24 protein-coding genes and 1 pseudogene are annotated in these 16352 nt (G+C 45.0%); 14 read left to right on the forward strand and 11 right to left on the reverse strand.

Going from position 1 to position 16352, the window contains the following annotated elements; genetic code table 11:
- Window positions 1-60 precede the first annotated feature (60 nt).
- Window positions 61-1509, reverse strand: a complete 1449-nt coding sequence (locus tag JGK22_RS06825; RefSeq protein WP_293180065.1) for a GTP-binding protein — start codon at window positions 1507-1509, stop codon at window positions 61-63.
- A gap of 212 nt (window positions 1510-1721) precedes the next feature.
- On the opposite strand from JGK22_RS06825, the gene JGK22_RS06830 reads away from it, so the two are divergent.
- The 6 genes and pseudogenes from JGK22_RS06830 (at window position 1722) to JGK22_RS06855 (ending at window position 4421) form a co-directional block, all read left to right on the forward strand.
- Complete coding sequence (locus JGK22_RS06830) at window positions 1722-2552, forward strand: type II CAAX endopeptidase family protein (protein WP_293312595.1); 831 nt, start codon at window positions 1722-1724, stop codon at window positions 2550-2552.
- Window positions 2553-2682: 130 nt separating this feature from the next.
- Window positions 2683-2901, forward strand: coding sequence for a hypothetical protein (locus tag JGK22_RS06835; protein WP_293207149.1), 219 nt, complete (start codon window positions 2683-2685; stop codon window positions 2899-2901).
- Entirely contained in the window at window positions 2894-3325 is a 432-nt protein-coding gene (locus tag JGK22_RS06840; protein ID WP_293180059.1) for a hypothetical protein, read from the forward strand. Before JGK22_RS06835 ends, JGK22_RS06840 begins: the two co-directional genes overlap by 8 nt.
- A pseudogene (locus JGK22_RS06845) lies at window positions 3318-3533 on the forward strand (CPBP family intramembrane glutamate endopeptidase); the annotation flags it as partial. The gene JGK22_RS06840 and the pseudogene JGK22_RS06845, both read left to right, overlap by 8 nt.
- 87 nt (window positions 3534-3620) lie before the next feature.
- Window positions 3621-3839, forward strand: coding sequence for a DUF433 domain-containing protein (locus JGK22_RS06850; protein WP_293180057.1), 219 nt, complete (start codon window positions 3621-3623; stop codon window positions 3837-3839).
- Between the two features lie 72 nt (window positions 3840-3911).
- Entirely contained in the window at window positions 3912-4421 is a 510-nt protein-coding gene (locus JGK22_RS06855) for a hypothetical protein (RefSeq protein WP_293207151.1), read from the forward strand.
- Between the two features lie 217 nt (window positions 4422-4638).
- Here the strand turns inward: JGK22_RS06855 and JGK22_RS06860 are convergent, their stop codons facing one another.
- From JGK22_RS06860 to JGK22_RS06870, 3 genes are all read right to left on the reverse strand, one after another.
- Window positions 4639-5016: a HEPN domain-containing protein gene (locus JGK22_RS06860; protein WP_293190106.1), complete on the reverse strand. Its 378-nt coding sequence runs from the start codon at window positions 5014-5016 to the stop codon at window positions 4639-4641.
- A complete protein-coding gene (locus tag JGK22_RS06865) occupies window positions 5006-5470 on the reverse strand; it encodes a hypothetical protein (protein ID WP_293190107.1) in 465 nt (154 codons plus the stop codon). The genes JGK22_RS06860 and JGK22_RS06865 overlap by 11 nt, the downstream gene beginning before the upstream one ends.
- A gap of 139 nt (window positions 5471-5609) precedes the next feature.
- Window positions 5610-5840, reverse strand: coding sequence for a hypothetical protein (locus JGK22_RS06870; RefSeq protein ID WP_363319191.1), 231 nt, complete (start codon window positions 5838-5840; stop codon window positions 5610-5612).
- Between the two features lie 56 nt (window positions 5841-5896).
- Here JGK22_RS06870 and JGK22_RS06875 point away from each other — a divergent pair, with 56 nt between their 5' ends.
- On the forward strand, window positions 5897-6217 hold the full coding sequence (locus tag JGK22_RS06875) for an S-layer protein (protein ID WP_293190108.1): 321 nt from the start codon (window positions 5897-5899) through the stop codon (window positions 6215-6217).
- On the opposite strand, the gene JGK22_RS06880 is transcribed toward JGK22_RS06875, so the two are convergent.
- From JGK22_RS06880 to psbH, 6 genes are all read right to left on the reverse strand, one after another.
- Window positions 6179-6508: a helix-turn-helix transcriptional regulator gene (locus JGK22_RS06880; RefSeq protein ID WP_293190109.1), complete on the reverse strand. Its 330-nt coding sequence runs from the start codon at window positions 6506-6508 to the stop codon at window positions 6179-6181. The two genes, JGK22_RS06875 and JGK22_RS06880, sit on opposite strands and share 39 nt — an antisense overlap.
- A gap of 105 nt (window positions 6509-6613) precedes the next feature.
- The gene (locus tag JGK22_RS06885) at window positions 6614-6982 is read right to left on the reverse strand and encodes a type II toxin-antitoxin system RelE/ParE family toxin (protein ID WP_293190110.1); all 369 of its coding nucleotides are present in this window, start codon (window positions 6980-6982) and stop codon (window positions 6614-6616) included.
- Window positions 6983-7112: 130 nt separating this feature from the next.
- Window positions 7113-7379: a DUF3146 family protein gene (locus tag JGK22_RS06890; protein ID WP_293190111.1), complete on the reverse strand. Its 267-nt coding sequence runs from the start codon at window positions 7377-7379 to the stop codon at window positions 7113-7115.
- A complete protein-coding gene (pth, locus tag JGK22_RS06895) occupies window positions 7376-8038 on the reverse strand; it encodes an aminoacyl-tRNA hydrolase (RefSeq protein ID WP_293190112.1) in 663 nt (220 codons plus the stop codon). The genes JGK22_RS06890 and pth overlap by 4 nt, the downstream gene beginning before the upstream one ends.
- The gene (locus JGK22_RS06900; RefSeq protein ID WP_293180036.1) at window positions 8039-8290 is read right to left on the reverse strand and encodes a TatA/E family twin arginine-targeting protein translocase; all 252 of its coding nucleotides are present in this window, start codon (window positions 8288-8290) and stop codon (window positions 8039-8041) included.
- Window positions 8291-8440: 150 nt separating this feature from the next.
- Window positions 8441-8644 carry a photosystem II reaction center protein PsbH gene (gene psbH, locus JGK22_RS06905; protein ID WP_293127124.1) on the reverse strand — a complete coding sequence of 68 codons (204 nt, stop codon included), beginning with the start codon at window positions 8642-8644 and terminating at the stop codon, window positions 8441-8443.
- Window positions 8645-8860: 216 nt separating this feature from the next.
- On the opposite strand from psbH, the gene psbN reads away from it, so the two are divergent.
- The 3 genes from psbN to JGK22_RS06920 all read left to right on the forward strand — a co-directional run bounded on the left by psbN (window position 8861) and on the right by JGK22_RS06920 (window position 11260).
- Window positions 8861-8992 carry a photosystem II reaction center protein PsbN gene (gene psbN / locus JGK22_RS06910; protein ID WP_193971847.1) on the forward strand — a complete coding sequence of 44 codons (132 nt, stop codon included), beginning with the start codon at window positions 8861-8863 and terminating at the stop codon, window positions 8990-8992.
- Window positions 8993-9246: 254 nt separating this feature from the next.
- On the forward strand, window positions 9247-10347 hold the full coding sequence (aroC, locus tag JGK22_RS06915; protein ID WP_293151084.1) for a chorismate synthase: 1101 nt from the start codon (window positions 9247-9249) through the stop codon (window positions 10345-10347).
- A gap of 1 nt (window position 10348) precedes the next feature.
- Window positions 10349-11260: an MBL fold metallo-hydrolase gene (locus JGK22_RS06920; protein WP_293180031.1), complete on the forward strand. Its 912-nt coding sequence runs from the start codon at window positions 10349-10351 to the stop codon at window positions 11258-11260.
- 423 nt (window positions 11261-11683) lie between these two features.
- Here the strand turns inward: JGK22_RS06920 and JGK22_RS06925 are convergent, their stop codons facing one another.
- Window positions 11684-11941, reverse strand: coding sequence for a hypothetical protein (locus JGK22_RS06925; RefSeq protein ID WP_293180028.1), 258 nt, complete (start codon window positions 11939-11941; stop codon window positions 11684-11686).
- Window positions 11942-12188: 247 nt separating this feature from the next.
- On the opposite strand from JGK22_RS06925, the gene JGK22_RS06930 reads away from it, so the two are divergent.
- The 4 genes from JGK22_RS06930 (at window position 12189) to JGK22_RS06945 (ending at window position 16316) form a co-directional block, all read left to right on the forward strand.
- Complete coding sequence (locus tag JGK22_RS06930; protein ID WP_293151072.1) at window positions 12189-13112, forward strand: hypothetical protein; 924 nt, start codon at window positions 12189-12191, stop codon at window positions 13110-13112.
- A 996-nt stretch (window positions 13113-14108) separates the two neighbouring features.
- Window positions 14109-14702 (forward strand): class II aldolase/adducin family protein, encoded by a 594-nt coding sequence (locus tag JGK22_RS06935; RefSeq protein WP_293190114.1) that lies wholly within the window; start codon window positions 14109-14111, stop codon window positions 14700-14702.
- Window positions 14703-15115: 413 nt separating this feature from the next.
- On the forward strand, window positions 15116-15670 hold the full coding sequence (locus tag JGK22_RS06940) for an Npun_F5560 family protein (protein ID WP_293151059.1): 555 nt from the start codon (window positions 15116-15118) through the stop codon (window positions 15668-15670).
- The gene (locus tag JGK22_RS06945) at window positions 15663-16316 is read left to right on the forward strand and encodes a hypothetical protein (RefSeq protein ID WP_293197026.1); all 654 of its coding nucleotides are present in this window, start codon (window positions 15663-15665) and stop codon (window positions 16314-16316) included. The genes JGK22_RS06940 and JGK22_RS06945 overlap by 8 nt, the downstream gene beginning before the upstream one ends.
- Window positions 16317-16352: the final 36 nt, after the last annotated feature.

Here is a 16352-nt window from a genome sequence, read left to right on the forward strand (position 1 = left end):
AATTACTTCTTTTTACTAATGACTAATGACTACTGACTACTGACTAATGACTACTGACTACTAAGATTGCTGTTTTTCCACACTTCCCAAATTCAACTTAGCGCGCAATTCATCCTTAATCCGATTTAAAATAGAATCCTCATCCAAAGAAGCCAAAATCTTACTCACCACAGCCTTCGGCCCATCATCACCCCAAGAAGCACCATTAGCCAAATAAGCCTTAGTAACTTGACCAATTCCGTAGCAAGAAACCCCAGCAATTGCAGCTTGAGTCACAGCCACAGAAACATAAGGCCCCAAAGCCAAACCACCCGTCGCCGGCGTCGCCAAACCCAGCAATCCTTTCAAAGAACTTAAGCCAAAATTCGCTAACAATTCCCCCGCAGTAATTCCCCCCATACTAATCGCAATCTTTTGCAGCAATTCCACCGCCCCCGCTTCGGTCATCGGAATGCCGTAAACTTTAGATAGAGTTAATATCATCACCACATCAATTACCGCCCCGCTGAGAATATCAACTATTGTAATTGGATTCAGGGCGATCGCCACAGCTTTAGTCATTACCCCATTCCAGATAATCCGGTTAGCAGCATCATCGCGAATCTCCATTTTTCGCTGCACCAACTGCTCGTTAATATCCCCCGCACAGAGCATCGTATTCAGCGCCACCAAAGATTTACCTTCTCTGTCTAAAATCTCCAAAATTTTTAATTTTAAATCTTGTACTTGTGGTAAACTGCGCGTCATTTTTACTCCCATACTTCCGTCGGGACGGCGCACCGCCTGCGCTGTCAAAGGTGAAGCCGCCGACATCACAATTTCATCGGGAGATAGCAATTCTCTCACGCGATCGTCCCGGATTTTATGATAAATTGCCAGCCTGTCTGCATCGGGATACTGGTCAATTTTATTAAACACTAATAACATCGGTTTTCCGGCTTCCCGCAACTGCGAAAGTGCTGCGTATTCTACTTTTGTAATATCGCCAGCCACCACAAACAAAATCAAATCGGCTTGTTGCGCGACGCGACGGGCTAAAAGTTCGCGAGTTTCGCCGTCAACTTCATCAATTCCCGGAGTATCGATTAATTCTACTTGCGACAAACGGTAAATAACCGGCGAAAGTCTATCGGGTAAATCATCATCAACACCATCTCCGACATCCCACTGGCCAATAGTTGTGGTGCGAGTCACCCCGTGAGTCGGGCCCGTTTCAAACACATTTTGACCCAAAAGCGCGTTCAAAACCGAAGATTTTCCCCTTCCTACCATCCCAAACACAGCGATTTGCACGCAAGCGCGCTCTAGCTTGTCGAGCATGGTTTCCAAGCCGCCAATTTCCGGCTCCAGTCCAGTTCGCTCTTGTGCTGTCAAATCGAGATTTTCTACTATATCTCGCAGAGCATCTTTGGCGCGGCGCAGGTTTAGTTCTGCTTGAATGTCTGCGAAGCTTAATATTGTGTCGTCTAATTCGCGATCGACATTTGAAAAATCCGATACTTCAGTCATTGTTACCTGATGTTATAGCTTTGCTTTACTTAAAGTTTCTACCGATATGATGCTATTCTAGCTTTTTCTGTGGGCTTTGTACATTAGGGGTAGGGCAATGGCGTGTTTATAATCCGGGTATGGACACAGCAATGCTGTGTCCTCATCCTGGTAAGGACACAGCAATGCTGTGTCCCTACAGATATCATGTAAAACTTGTTTAATTTACAACAATGATTAACCGCCTCCAAATAATAGCCAGTTATCCATTTCCATTACGTGTAATAATTTTCCTCTTAATCTTAGCAGCAATCTGGCTACCGCTAGCCGTACCAATTTATCTCTTAGTTAAAGATAGTAACCTAGCAACCATTCTGACAATGGGATTGCTGTTTACCGAGTTTTTGTTGCTACTTCCGCGCTGGGGAAAACAGGTTTACAGACAAACGCAATTGCTCAAAAGTTACGGTTTAGTGAATACGCGACAAAACGGTTTTGAGCTTTTGACGGGATTGGCGATCGGCATTTCGATCGCATTCACCCTATTTTTTGTGCAAGGACTGCTCGGTTTTGTCGCATGGCAAAATTCTCATAATTTGCCGAGAATCATCGCAGAAGGGCTATTAAGCGCCCTGGGAGTGGGTTTTGCAGAGGAGTTGGTATTCCGGGGTTGGTTGTTCGACGAGTTGCAGCGGGATTACAGTTATCCGATGTCTGTGCGGGCGAACAGTCTGGTGTTTGCCCTATCTCATTTTATCAAACCCGTGGAGGCAATGCTGCGGACTTGGCCTCAGTTTCCGGGCTTGTTGTTGCTGGGTTTGATATTGATTTGGGCAAAGCGAAGTTGTCAAAATCGATTGGGTTTGTCGATCGGGCTTCATGCAGGTTTAGTCTGGGGATACTATATAATTAACGTCGGAGAGTTAGTGCGATATTCTGGCTCTGTGCCGGATTGGGTGACTGGAATTAATGGCAATCCGTTGGCTGGTGCGATCGGGCTATTGTTTTTGAGCGTGTTGGCTGTGGGAATGCGGCAGATGTCCCAACAGTCCAAAGGTTTGTAGTCAGGACTTTAGTCCTTCTTCCCAAATTTTCACCCTTGATTCTATAGTCTCTTAGAGAGGGACATCGTTTGTATAGACGCGGTTTAAACCGCCAATTATTCTACTCTACAACCAACCTGGGGAACTTTTTATGCAGCTTGCTGAACTTCTACCACTCGTGAAAAATTTGCCTCACACTGACAAACTTTTACTACTGCATTTTATCGTATCAGAATTACTCCAAGAATCAGGTATAGTTCCGCTAGAAGAGCAAGGCAAAGTATCTAGCACTAATTCCTACAACTCTTTTGAAGCCGCTGCTGTATTAGCAAAGGCATTATCAGAAGAAAAAGCAGTAAAACATGGTTGATAAAGTCAGATTTGCGTTTACCGAAATCGATCCGCAACTGGGTGCATTAAGTACATTGCCTTACTTGCCACTAACTTTAACTTATCAGAATTGCTCTTTAAGTGCATCAGGCTTGCTAGATACAGGTTCTAGTGTTAACGTATTGCCCTACGAAATGGGATTAAGATTAGGAGCAATTTGGGAACGTCAAACACTTTCTGTTCCATTAGGAGGCAATTTGGCTAGGTTTGAGGCGCGGGCTTTGGTATTGAGGGCGAACATTGAGCGCTTTCCTCCAGTGGATTTAGCTTTTGCTTGGACAAAAGACAGGAATGCTCCATTAATTCTAGGACACATGAATTTCTTTCTGGAGTTTGATGTCTGCTTATACCGGGCTGAATTATTATTTGAAATTAGTCCTAAAAGGAGAGGAGAGCAAAGATAGGCTGGGTTTGTCGATCGGGATTCATGCAGGTTTAGTCTGGGGATACTATATAATTAACGTCGGAGAGTTAGTGCGATATTCTGGCTCTGTCCCGGATTGGGTGACAGGAATTAACGGCAATCCGTTGGCTGGTGCGATCGGGCTATTGTTTTTGAGCGTGTTGGCTGTGGCAATGCGGCAGATATCGGAACAGTCCAAAGGTTTGTAATATATCCATCAGGTGCGGATCTATCAGATTGTTGGTATTGAGTTAGGAATTTATCGCAGGCGACACACCCTACAACTACTTAGGCTTATGTCTCAGAATTTTCAGATAATTAGCATTTCTGGTGAAATCATGGGCGGAACACCTGTTTTTATTGGCACTAGGGTTCCTGTCCAAACACTTTTTGACTATTTAGAAGCCGGAGAGTCAATTGATGATTTTTTAGATGGATTTCCCACTGTAACTAGGGAGCAAGTAATTGCTCTCTTGGAAGTTCTTAGAAAACAATTGATTGCGATGGTGGCGTAGAATTAAGCCGATCTTAGCTAACGTAGTTAATTGATAATTATGTTATACTGAATTCATAAAAACGCAAAAACCATGCTAAGTAAATCTTCGCGCCTTATTTACGGCGATGAATTAATTACCGCAACAGAATTGAACCAGCAACTGAATCGAGTTCTAGATTTGGCGATGGAACACCCTGTCACTATCACTCGCAACGACCAGCATTTTGCTTTACTGCGCCGGGAAGAGATGACGCTGTGGGTAAAAGCTGCGACGCTTTCTTTGACTGTATTTGAAGTAAGTGCCGCTGCTTACCGGCTGCGATTGGGAGAAGCGATTAGTTCAGCAAATCCCTATCACTGGCTGACAGTATTTGACTCAGATGAACTGTGCGAATTGATTGCTGAATTAGAAAAAGCTTACCGACTTGCTGAGTCGGAATCTGGCGCATGGAATCAGATTGAGATTGTAATTCATGAATGGCATGAAAGCGCTAAAGCAATTTCTAGCCCGGAACTCGCAGCAGCTTTCAGCGATGAAATTGACGAAGTTTTCCTGACACCACCTCAAATAGAAAGCACTACTGAATCGACTCAGGTATGACGAACACTCCACCCACTCCAGACGATTCAGAAACTTGTTTATTACGCGGGAAGCCATCCTAAATCAGCACCAACTCCTCCGTAAATAAACCAGACTATTTCAGCTTTTCGCGTTGGAGTTTGAGCCGATTTATCACCAAATTTTGCTCCATGACTCCACCGGCTGATGAAGCAACAAACCCGACTCCAGCAAAAAAAAAATCAGATTAAATTGATATTTAGAGACTACTTAGGTTAGAAATTATTTCTTGAGAACGCTTGATCGCAATAGTAGCAATCGCAGATAATAAGGGAAAATTATCGTCATAGTCTGCTTGATTTCGATATCGGCGCAGCACTGCTAAATTATCGGCGATTAATTGACATCTTGAGTCAGGATTAATATCAAATTCTTGCCAAACATAGCGGTGAATATCGCTGGTTTTTGGCAGGGAATGACCTTGTTTATCTCGCAAATAGTTCCGCGCTAAGATAAAAGCAGCATAATAGGAACGACTGATAGCATCCCTCAATCGCGCCTCCTGTTCAGCAGGAATAGTTGCTTGACCAGCAAGTTCTTTTGCTAAATTTAGATATTGCAACCAATCAAAACTCATCAGTATATTCCAAAATCGTATAAAAGTTCTCCCGAATTTCATGGGATAATCCCCGAGACCAATTTTTACGCAATTCATCTTCTTTATCCATTGCTTCATCGGGAGCGAGGTCTGTTAAGATGATTGAGAGAACCAGATGAATATAGTTAGGAATTTCGGGGTCATTGATGACTTGAAGTAATAGTTTTTGTTCGGGAAAATAATGGCTAATCTGAACCGGTGCTTCTAGCACAACGGGAAGTAAAAACGGATATTTGTTAATAAATTTAATAACTTCTGTCTTGTCTCGGAAAATGTATGATTTTTCTAGGGTTTCGATGTCTGATTGGGAAATGAGGAAAGGCGCGACTCTTGGTGCTGATATCTTGTCTAAAATTAAGGATGCTATGGCATTTTGTTCTGCTTCGGGTAGTTGAGAGACAGTGGCAAAAGTTTCTGCTAATAGGTTATTCATTTTATAAATCTCCTATGGGACTATTCGTGATAAAAATCAATATTTCTAATTATAATCTGTTCGGCGGTGAATCTGAAAAAACATATTTTTAGCGCTACGTGCGAGAGGGAAAAAGAAAGAAGAGTAAAGGGGAAAAGGGCTAAGAAGTCCACGGAGTCACACACACAACTCGAAAACCGTTGCTGTCGTTGTCGAGTAAGCGTTTAGCTGGTAAAATAGCAGGATTGGGGTGTTTCGGCTGAAGATGTTTGACAACGCAGTGGGGATGTCCGGGTAAGTCTAAATCTTTGGCTAAGTATGTGTCGCCAAAACCGCCTTGTCCCAAGTCTTTGATCGTTTGATAACGATTGCGGAGAATAGGACTCGGCATAGTTTGCAGGGAATGCAGTGGAAGTTAGGATATATTGTCGCACAAAAAGTAATGAGATGCTTAAAATCAGAATCGTTGCCGCATTTGTACTGCTAGTTAGTGCCTGTTGTTCATCTCCCGCAAAAGCACAAAAGCTTGCACCAATAAAGCCCAGTAATTCTTTAGTTCAAGTCCAGCCAACCCGCGAACAAATCCTGAATGCTTGCGTACAGAATCGCGCGGAAACTCTGCCAAATCCTTTTACCGATGTGCCGCCAAATCACTGGGCTTACAAGGCAGTTTTGACGATGTATTATTGTGGCGCTTACCGAGAAGCAACTGCGCCTGCTTTTCCGACATCAGATAGTGACAACACTAATTCCAGGAATCTCAGGTGATTTTAGCTTTGGCTTCACTACAATTTGTACATCGCACCCTAAAGCATTTAAAAACCGAAACAACCTTTCTGTAGAAAAACCTGTCAGTTTCCCTCTCATCAAGGCTGAAACTTTTGGCTGGTCAATTCCTAATACTTCTGCTGCTTGAAGTTGATTCAGTTTCCTTTGAGTAATTATCTCATTGATCTGGCGCACCAGTTCAGCCTTCATCAGCATTTCATCAGCATTAGGCATACCCAAATCCGCAAATATATTACCACTACTAACTTGAATATCGATCTCTTTACTCACGATTATCTCCTTTTTATATTGTCTTGGTTATCTCTACAACAGTAGCGGTTAATTTCCAGCTTATTTAGAAATATAAGTAACTGCTATTACTACTTATTTTCACCGCTACTTATTCTTGAACTCTTCGTAATGCTCTTGAGCTCGTTTTAGTCTTTCTTGGATTAAGGTAATATCCTGTTGTGGTGTAGCAATTCCTTTTTTTGATTTTTTCTGAAAAGCGTGCAAAACATATACTGTATCTGCAAATTTTACGGTGTAAACGGCTCTATAAGTATCCCCATCATGGTCATCGGTAATTTCCAAAACTTTGGCACTTCCAAATCCTTTGAGAGGTTTAGCAGATTCGTATTTATCTCCTGTTTGTGCTAGATACAGAGCATAGCCCATGATGTCATGTACATCTTCTGGAAATTCTCTAAGATCGTTCAGAGAACTTCCAATCCATACAATAGTTTTGAATGATATTTTTGTCATATTTACAATATTGTCTCAAGAAGTTTTTTCTCATGGCTATCGATTCCTGTTGTTTTTGTTTGTGCCTACAATTCTATTATGCTAGATTTAGCATAAAGTGTCAAGAATTATTCCAAAATAAATATCAATTTTAAAACTGAGCCCGAACCGTAAACGAATAATCGCCACCTGGTTCAAGCTGATAATCCCATTTTTCTAGAAAACGGTGCAGCGGTTCCTGAATCAATGCCCTACCCTGAGAAGGTTCCAGAATTAGTGTTTTTTCTTCCCGAAAACGCCATTGAAAGTGCCACTCAAAACTGCCGGCACTTACTTCACCTTCAATCGTGCCTTTTAGCCAAGATTGACCCGTAACTCGGACATGGGCTGTAGTTTCAGGCAAACGTCTCGAACTCACCTTTTTGTTTCCGCGTTTGTTTCTATAATGGTACGATTGTTGTAGAGACTCATGCTTTTTTCTATTCCTTGTTGCAGACTTAGCTCGATCGCCTCTACAACCAATTTCAGCATCTTCTCTACTAACTGACTTTCCTCTGAGGAAAATTTTCCTAATACGAAGGAAATCGTATCTTTATCATTTTTAGCAGGATCGCTTTGAGGTTTGCCGATGCCAATCCGCAATCGGGGAAATTTGTCTGTCCCCAAATGAGAAATTGTGGATTTCATGCCGTTGTGCCCGCCCGCTGAACCGGCTAGGCGCATTCTCATTTTCCCGATCGGCAAATCCATATCGTCGTACACTACTAACACAGCAGGCGCAGGTATTTTGTACCAATCCGCAGCCGCCCGAATCGATTGGCCCGACAGATTCATGTACGTCAGCGGTTTCAGCAACCGAATTTTCTGTCCGCGCGGCCGATTTCCCTCGCCGAATATGCCTTGAAATTTGCGATTTTCCAACAGCGAAATCTGCCAAGCTTGAGCCAAAGCATCTACTGCATTAAAGCCGATATTGTGTCGCGTGCGATCGTACTTTGGTTCTGGATTCCCCAAACCTACAATTAGCTGGGGAATCACCAACTCTGCTGGAGTTTCCGACTTCTGAGTGTTGTTCATTTAAATGTCTGTGCTATCTTCCTTAACAGCCGCGAGTTTTTCCGGTTCCGGCTTTTTGATTGCGACTGCTTCTTCTAACTGCTTCGTTTCCCGCGTAAACTCCGACTCAAAATCCCGCGAAGCATCCTGAAAACTCCGCAGTGCTTTCCCGAAACTACGACCAATTTCTGGCAACTTTTTCGGGCCGAATACCAACAGCGCGATGGTGAAAATTACTGCCATTTCCGGCAAGCCAATGCCAAAAATATTCATTTTGTTTCTCCTGCAATTTGTTTAATTAGTTAGAATTTAATTCCGACGCACTAACGGGAAAGGGCAAGGGGAAATGGGAAAACTTAGCTTTTACCCTTTCTCCTCTACCCTCAGCTTTTACTGTTAGTCTTAAATTTCGCTGCTCAAAGTTTAGCGGCCGAGACTCGACCAATCAACGTCCACATTCTCTAGAATCAGAGAAGAGTTGTAGATTTGCAAAATAATCAACAAGAACACGAAAAACAGTCCAATGAAAACGCTCATCAATAGGGTGGTTCCCCAACCGGGGGCTACCTTGCCGTATTCTGAGTTAAGGGGTTTGAGTCTGTCTCCCAACCAAGTCCGTTGTGCCATAAGTCACCTGCAATGAATCTCTACAGAAAAGTTTGACATATTTCCACCGCTAATTGCGATCGCAATTTCTCAGATCCCCCACTCGGACACTCTCCCCCTCTCCCTGTCCCACTCAGAGGCTGCCATACCGTACCGCGCCTCAAATTACTAGACTTTTAGACGAATTGTTATTTTTTGTAATATTATAGAGGGGATCACTCATAATCGCTCCTCAATATGGAACCAGCAGCAGTTCTCGGCATTTCTCTCGGTATGTGTCTGGTGGCAATCACCGGTTTCTCGATCTACACGGCTTTCGGCCCTCCTGCTAAGGAATTGAGAGATCCTTTTGAAGAACACGAAGATTAGAAATGAAGGAAGAAGGAAGAGGGAAGAAGGAAGATTTTCCCTCTCTCCCCATCTCCCCCTCCCCCCTCTCTCCCCATCTCCCCCTCTCCCCCTTTCCCAATTTTCCCCCTCCCCGCTGCGATCGAACTTCTGCGTTGCGCGAATCACCGTCTCCTGCTGCTCAATGCTATATTCTTTAAAATACGCTAAATCTATATTTGAGAAATCTATCTTCCAGTTAAAGTAAAAATTATTAAGTTTCAGGGAAAAGCATTATGGGCAATAGCTTTGGGCATCTATTTCGGATATCGACATTTGGGGAATCTCACGGCGGGGGTGTGGGAGTGGTAATTGACGGTTGCCCGCCTCTGGTGTCGATCGACCCATCGGAAATTCAAGCGGAACTCGATCGCCGCCGCCCCGGACAAAGCAAAATTACCACGCCCCGCAAAGAAGCTGATACCTGCGAAATTCTGTCGGGGGTGTTTGAAGGCAAAACTCTGGGAACGCCGATCGCCATTTTAGTCCGCAATCAAGACACTCGTCCCCAAGATTATGGCGAAATGGCCACAACTTACCGTCCTTCCCATGCTGATGCTACCTACGATGCTAAGTACGGAATTCGCAACTGGCAAGGCGGAGGTCGATCGTCGGCGAGAGAAACAATTGGTAGAGTAGCAGCAGGGGCGATCGCCAAAAAAATTCTCCAACAAGCAGCAGGCGTAGAAATAGTCGGCTACGTCAAACGCATCAAAGACTTAGAATGCGTCGCCGACCCGGACACTGTTACCTTAGAACAAGTAGAAAGCAACATCGTTCGCTGTCCCGATGCCGAATGCGCCATTAAAATGATTGAACTGATCGAAAAAGTTCGCGACAGTGGAGATTCGATCGGCGGCGTAGTCGAATGCGTCGCCCGCAACGTACCCAAAGGTCTGGGAATGCCGGTATTCGACAAACTCGAAGCCGATTTGGCCAAAGCGATTATGTCATTACCCGCCAGCAAAGGCTTTGAAATTGGTTCGGGCTTTGCGGGGACTCTGCTTTTGGGCAGCGAACATAATGATGAATACTATACTGATGAACAAGGAGAAATTCGTACAGTCACGAATCGCTCCGGTGGAATTCAGGGTGGCATTGCTAACGGTGAAAATATCATTCTGCGCGCGGCTTTCAAGCCAACTGCAACAATTCGCCAGCAACAGCGCACAGTCACCCGAGAGGGGGAAGCAACGCTGCTGGCGGCAAAAGGAAGGCACGACCCTTGCGTTTTACCAAGAGCTGTGCCAATGGTCGAAGCAATGGTAGCTTTAGTGTTGTGCGACCATCTGCTGCGCCATCACGGACAATGTGGAACCTTAAAGTCTGAATTTTAAAATGGAAATCAGCTTGTCCTCTGTAGTGGCAAATCCCGTTGATTGCCCTCAACCCTCCGAAGCAATAAAAGGTATAGATGATTTTGTAGTACAGTTCTGGGGCGTGCGGGGCAGTGTTCCGACACCCGGATCGGAAACTGTTCGCTACGGTGGCAATACTTCTTGTTTGGAAATGCGAGTCGGTGGAAAACGCTTGATTTTTGACGGCGGAACTGGCTTGCGGATGCTGGGAGACCAGTTGCTGCAAGAAATGCCCGTGCAAGCTTATATGTTTTTTACTCACTATCACTGGGATCACATTCAAGGGTTCCCAATGTTCGCCCCAGCTTTCATTCGCGGCAATAGCTTTGATATTTATGGGGCAATTCCCCCCGATGGAGATTGCCTGAAACGGCACTTCGTCGAACGGGTTTTGCACTCCAATTCGCCGGTACCGCTGATGGGTTTGCCGGCAGATCTGACTTTTCACGAGATCGATCACAACCAGACGATGATGCTGGACGATATTGAGATTAGAACTGGTTCTCTGAATCACCCGAATACTGCTATGGGATATCGGGTGACTTGGCAGGGACGTTCAGTTGTTTACTGTTCGGATACGGAACATTTTCCCGATCGAATAGATGAAAATGTGTACAATTTAGCCCTCGACGCTGACGTGCTGATCTACGATGCGATGTACACCGACGAGGAATATCACAACCCCAAGTCTCCGAAGGTGGGTTGGGGACACTCGACTTGGCAGGAAGCGGTGAGAATGGCTAAGGAGGCCCGGGTGAAACGGGTGGTGATTTTTCACCACGATCCGGCTCATACTGACGATTTTCTCGATCGCATCGCCGAAGACGTGCAAATCGCTTTTCCCAAGGCTGTTATGGCCCGCGAGGGTCTTATTTTGCCGATCGGCTTCTGAACTTTCGTCGGTACGGTCGATCGTATCCTTTGTCAAATCATCATGATGATGATGATGATGATGATGATGTGGAGTAGGTCTCGCGGCCTGCTCCACAACTTTTTTATGTGTAGCAAAGAGTCTTGGTACGTGGTATAATTCTGACTTGGTAACTTTTTAGGAAGAATATTTAAGGTTTTTTTCATTGTTTGACAGGCTCTTATTTGAGAAAATCGAACAAAATTGGCAGTTTGTTATTCAAAGCGGGAGTTTAGCTGCTCAAGTCTGTAGACCCGATTACTGGACTTTCTGTGACTGTGATGGGTAGAAATATGCCGACCGGAAAAAATATCTAGTGCAAGCAAGGTCTCAGACTTTCGCCAAATGCCACGACAGAACTAACGTCGCCCCTAAACCAAAGCAAAAATTTATTGCGACGTGCTATTATTTGCGATCGAGTAACGACGCATCTGGCCCGATCGCTTCCGCAAAATGCACAGCAAGAAGTAAAATAACTGGAGGATTGCCAGAGGCGAAAAGGTCAACGTTTTGAGTGCCAACAAACACGGCAAAGCTCGTGAGAGCAGACTCTCGCGATGAGCGGCTGGTGGCAGCAAACTTCCCAAATCCCGATCGCCCAGTAATTTTCTGAGAATTCCTAAAGATAAAAGCTGAGGTTAGATTTACGAAAAAATACAGCATTGCGATGCTTTTTTCCGAACATGAATATTGGCAACTCTGAAAAGCCGATTTGAGAGCTTTTCGTTACAATCTGAGGAATTTTTCAGCAGTCAATTTCACTCAAAAGAAAGAGACTATCGCTCTTTGGTTTGGGACTAGCTGCAAGCAAAGTGAAAGTTATGACTTGACTATCAAAATGGGAAATTTACGTTTTAGATCTTCAGCAAATCAGTACAGATGGATTGCCTTAGGCAGTTTCGCTGTAATTATGGGTATTTCAGGGGCCCTTGCCTACCGCCTAGCTCCGCCACCCGGATTCATGGCCCAAGGCACTCTCACTTCTAACAATCCGCCAGTCAAATTTTCGAGCACGGGCACGACAATTCTCAAGCAGGGAGAGCAACTGACTCCGGATGTTCTACTGGCAGATAATGTTGTCAAAGCAGTGGCAGATGCAGTTAAACTGTCGCCACAGCAAGTTCGACAAAATGCTAGCGTCCAGATTTCTAAGCCGGAACAACCGCTAGAGATTGCTGTTGGGTATCGCTCGCTCGATCAGCAGCAAGCAATCAAAACAGCGGATATGTTGATGAAGGGCATGGTTGAAAAAAGCCGGCTGATTAACAGATATCGCTGGCAATCAGTCAATCAGACGCTCAACCAACGCTTGGCACAAGTCACTCAAGACCTGAAACAAGCTCAGCAAAAACTCGACCAATACGAAAGAGAGCGCGCTCGCCTGTTGCAGCAAATGAAGCTTCAGCAAGACGTTTACAACAAAACTCAGCTTGCGATGGCGGATACGCAAGCCTCGGAAAAAGAAATGGTGAGCAGTTTGGCCGCCGCTACAGCGCCACAAATTGTGGCGACGCCCACGAGCGATCCAACTGTGCCTCTGATTGTGGGAGTTGGCCTGCTGTTAGCGATTTTGGTAAGTCGCGGTTTGATTCCTTCAGTGGCGGATTGGAGGAACAAAGCAGCTTTTCAGCGAGAAGAGAGCGAAAGGCTCCAAAGTGCTTTGTACCGACTGATCAAGGAAGGCAGCGGCGAAATCACTCTGGTACGGTTTGCGATGGAGACGCGGCTGTCGCCGGATGTCGCCCAGCGTTTTTTGAACCAACAAGCTGAAGTCTTTAATGCCAACTGTGAAATTAAAGACGACGGCAGCATTTTGTATCATTTCCACATTTAAAGGGCTGCGGGCGCGAGCCCTCCACAGAAGAGTTTAGCCGATCGAGCCACTGCTCGATCGGCTTGCTTTTTTGGGGTAAACAACGGCGAGCAGATGTTGCAGTTAAGGTTTTTTTGGTTAGGTCGGCGAGATTAAACAGAACCATGTAACAGTATGTAAATAGACTGACGAGTTCTGGTTTCTTCCCATTTGGATACTTTACGATCCTTAACATAGTTGCCTTTTAGAGCGCCGACGTACTTAATTGCGATCGCGCGTGACAGCAATCTCCGTGTCTATTTTTCACATCGTTTTGGCGATCGGAGGGTCTTAATTGAACCTGATTGAGCGATACGAGAAAAGGAAAAATCAATCACAGCAAGGGTTTCAGCTTGTTTTGGCGATCGGACGGTCTTAGCTGAACCTGATTGAGTTGTATGAGAAAACGGAAAAGCAATAATAGCAAGGGTTTCAGTAATTAACAACTCCAGATCGGCTGGCATTTGTGTTGATTTGGTAAACTTTTTTGATTTTGTGTTCAGCTCACTTAAATATCTATATAATAAAAAATAAGTAAATGTACGGTTGATTTTACCTAAGTTTCCGGATAAAGGACTACTCGATCGTTAAATATTGTTGAGAGGGTTAACAAGCTCAGTAGAAATACTGTAATCTCAAGCAATAACTTGTTGAGGGAAGTTAGATAGTTTCACATAAGAGACTCGATCTAGCAAGAGCCAAGAATCAAACTCCCAGCCTGAAAGCGTGTGTTTTTACCTTCCACTTTTGCAATGACCTGTTGAGGCTAGACTTATGATGTTTGGAATAATTTGTTCTTCTTGCGTAGTATACTTTTTGCTAATGTCGATCGCCAATTACGGTGACACAGGAATGTAAATTATTGAAGGCACTCAGGCACTCTCGACAGAAGGCAGCAGACAAAAAAACAGTTTGACAACTTCGGTGAAGTCTCAGAAGCTGACTTGTGTGTCGTGGATTTGCTAGGAATAAAAATAGATGGATGAAGGAGTCGTTAAGTACCGCTGCGAATGGCAAGAGGCAGATCCTTTAGCTGCCGAGAACATAGCAGATTTGATGGACTGGCGCGATCGACTCCACTCTTGGGGACTAATAGGCGTCTACGAAAATAGTATTGGTTTTGGTAACATCAGTATCAGAATTGGCAATTCTTGTCAGTTCATTATTTCAGGCACCCAGACGGCACACTTGCCAAATCTGGGGCCTGAATTTTATTGTACTGTTACCGAATTTAACTTAGAACAAAATTTCCTCGGCTGTCGCGGCCCCGTACCAGCTTCGTCGGAGTCTCTAACTCACGCTGCACTGTACCTTCGCAGAGATGATGTGCGTGCGATAATTCACGTTCACAATCCTCAACTATGGCAGCAACTGCTGTTTAAAATTCCTACTACTAGAAAAGAGATACCCTATGGCACTCCTCAAATGGCGCTAGAAATGTTTAGACTTTTTGACGAGGAGAATTTGGCCGATCGCAAAATTCTGGCCATGGCCGGTCACGAGGACGGAATTATCTGTTTTGGCGGCACCTTGGATGAAGCTGGCAAAGTGCTCTCGGCGGCGATCGGGTAAACTGGAGATCTCGCACTCTTGCCAGAAAAAGCTCATCGTGATATGTAGTTAGAAACCAGGTTTCTACCAATTTTGCGACAGGGATAAGAAATCTACGCAGAAACCTGGTTTCTGAGGTAAGCGAGGCCACACAGATGAACTTGTCTCTCAAAAGCGGTTTTTTTAACCAAATATTTGACTCAAACCGCAATCATGCAACTGTAGGTGTGCGCTTCAATCCCTTATAAAATCTAAAATCTAAAATCTAAAATCGGCTGATGTTGGTGCCGATCGGGGTTAAACTGGGCTTGGTCGTTGATTTGTCACCGATCGCTCTAGCGACTGCGGGTTCAAAACTTTTCAAGTGCCTCTTGCCTCTGAGGTAAGGTAAAGATATTTTAAAGAAATATATAATGTAAAAACTGAGGGCCATTGTGAATCAGACGAAACTTGTAAGCTCAAAAGAACTGCAATCAGAGGTATCTCGTCTCACCGAAGAGCTGCAAATGCGCGACCAATTGGTGCAGCAGTTATCTCAAGAACTTTTCAGACTGGTCAAGGGAAATTCGAGTTTTGTCCCGGCGCCGGAAGTTTCCGATCGCCACCAAGCTCAAATGCAGGCGATGCGAGAACAATTGCAAGCCGTGGAAGAGCAAGTTGGTTTTTATCAAGAACAAATCGCCGAGCGCGATGCTGAGGTTTACCAACTGCGACAGTCGGTGCAAGAATTGACCGATCGCTCTAGAATGCTCGAACAGGTGGTTCAGGAATTGCCGGGAGTTTACCGCCAGAAGTTTGCCGAGCGGATCGAGCCGATTAAGGAAAAGTTGCAGCAACTGCAAAAGGAAAACAACCAGTTGCACACTGAGTTACAGAGCGTGACTTACCGTCTGGCGGTACGCAACCGCAAGGCTAAGGGCCTGGATCTGCCCAGCGTCGATCCTGAGGACGATCGCGGTATTCAAATGCCGAGCTTTGGCAATGCCTAAAGTTGTGATTGTAACAGGCTACGAACAAGGCTCGGCCGATCGCCTCAAGGCTGCGATCGCTCAATCCGATCCTTTAACTGAAGTCGAGATATGTGCGGTTTCTGAACTCAATTCTGGCGCGATCGCTCTTTCGGGGGCGATCGTTTGCCCTTTGACGCTGGATGTTCCGTCCAATCTGGTTTTTCCGGGTCAATATGTGTTTCGATTTGGCGCTAATGTTGCGGCGGCGCGCGATCGAGTGGCTCGGGAACTACAAGTGTCCGTCGGCGATGGCAATTTTTGGCTGCCGGTGGTGTTGACGGCAAAGGGGCCGCTGTATGCTGAGGCGATCGCTGGGGAATCTGACAAGTTGTCGAGCGAGTTGAGTTACTCTCAACCGCTGCATTTGTCTGATGTTTGGCGGCAGCAGTTGTACGAGTTGGCTTTCCGCTTGCTCGTGGATCTTTTAAATGCGCCACCGGCGACTTATTTGATGCAGTTCGGGTTCGTTGGGGACAGGATTTGTTTCGATCGACTTTTGCCTTTTCCGGCTGCACCTGCGATCGCTTCTGTCGGCGTTCAAGTACCGGATTTATTTGTCTGTTATTGGTATTGCTTGACAAATAAGCCTATTTACGATATGCAAATTACTTCTTTATGTTCGTAGTGAGGACTTTAGTCCTTTCTTGATGAATCAATTAGG

The organism is Microcoleus sp. PH2017_08_TRC_O_A (assembly GCF_020738665.1).
GTDB lineage: Bacteria > Cyanobacteriota > Cyanobacteriia > Cyanobacteriales > Microcoleaceae > Microcoleus.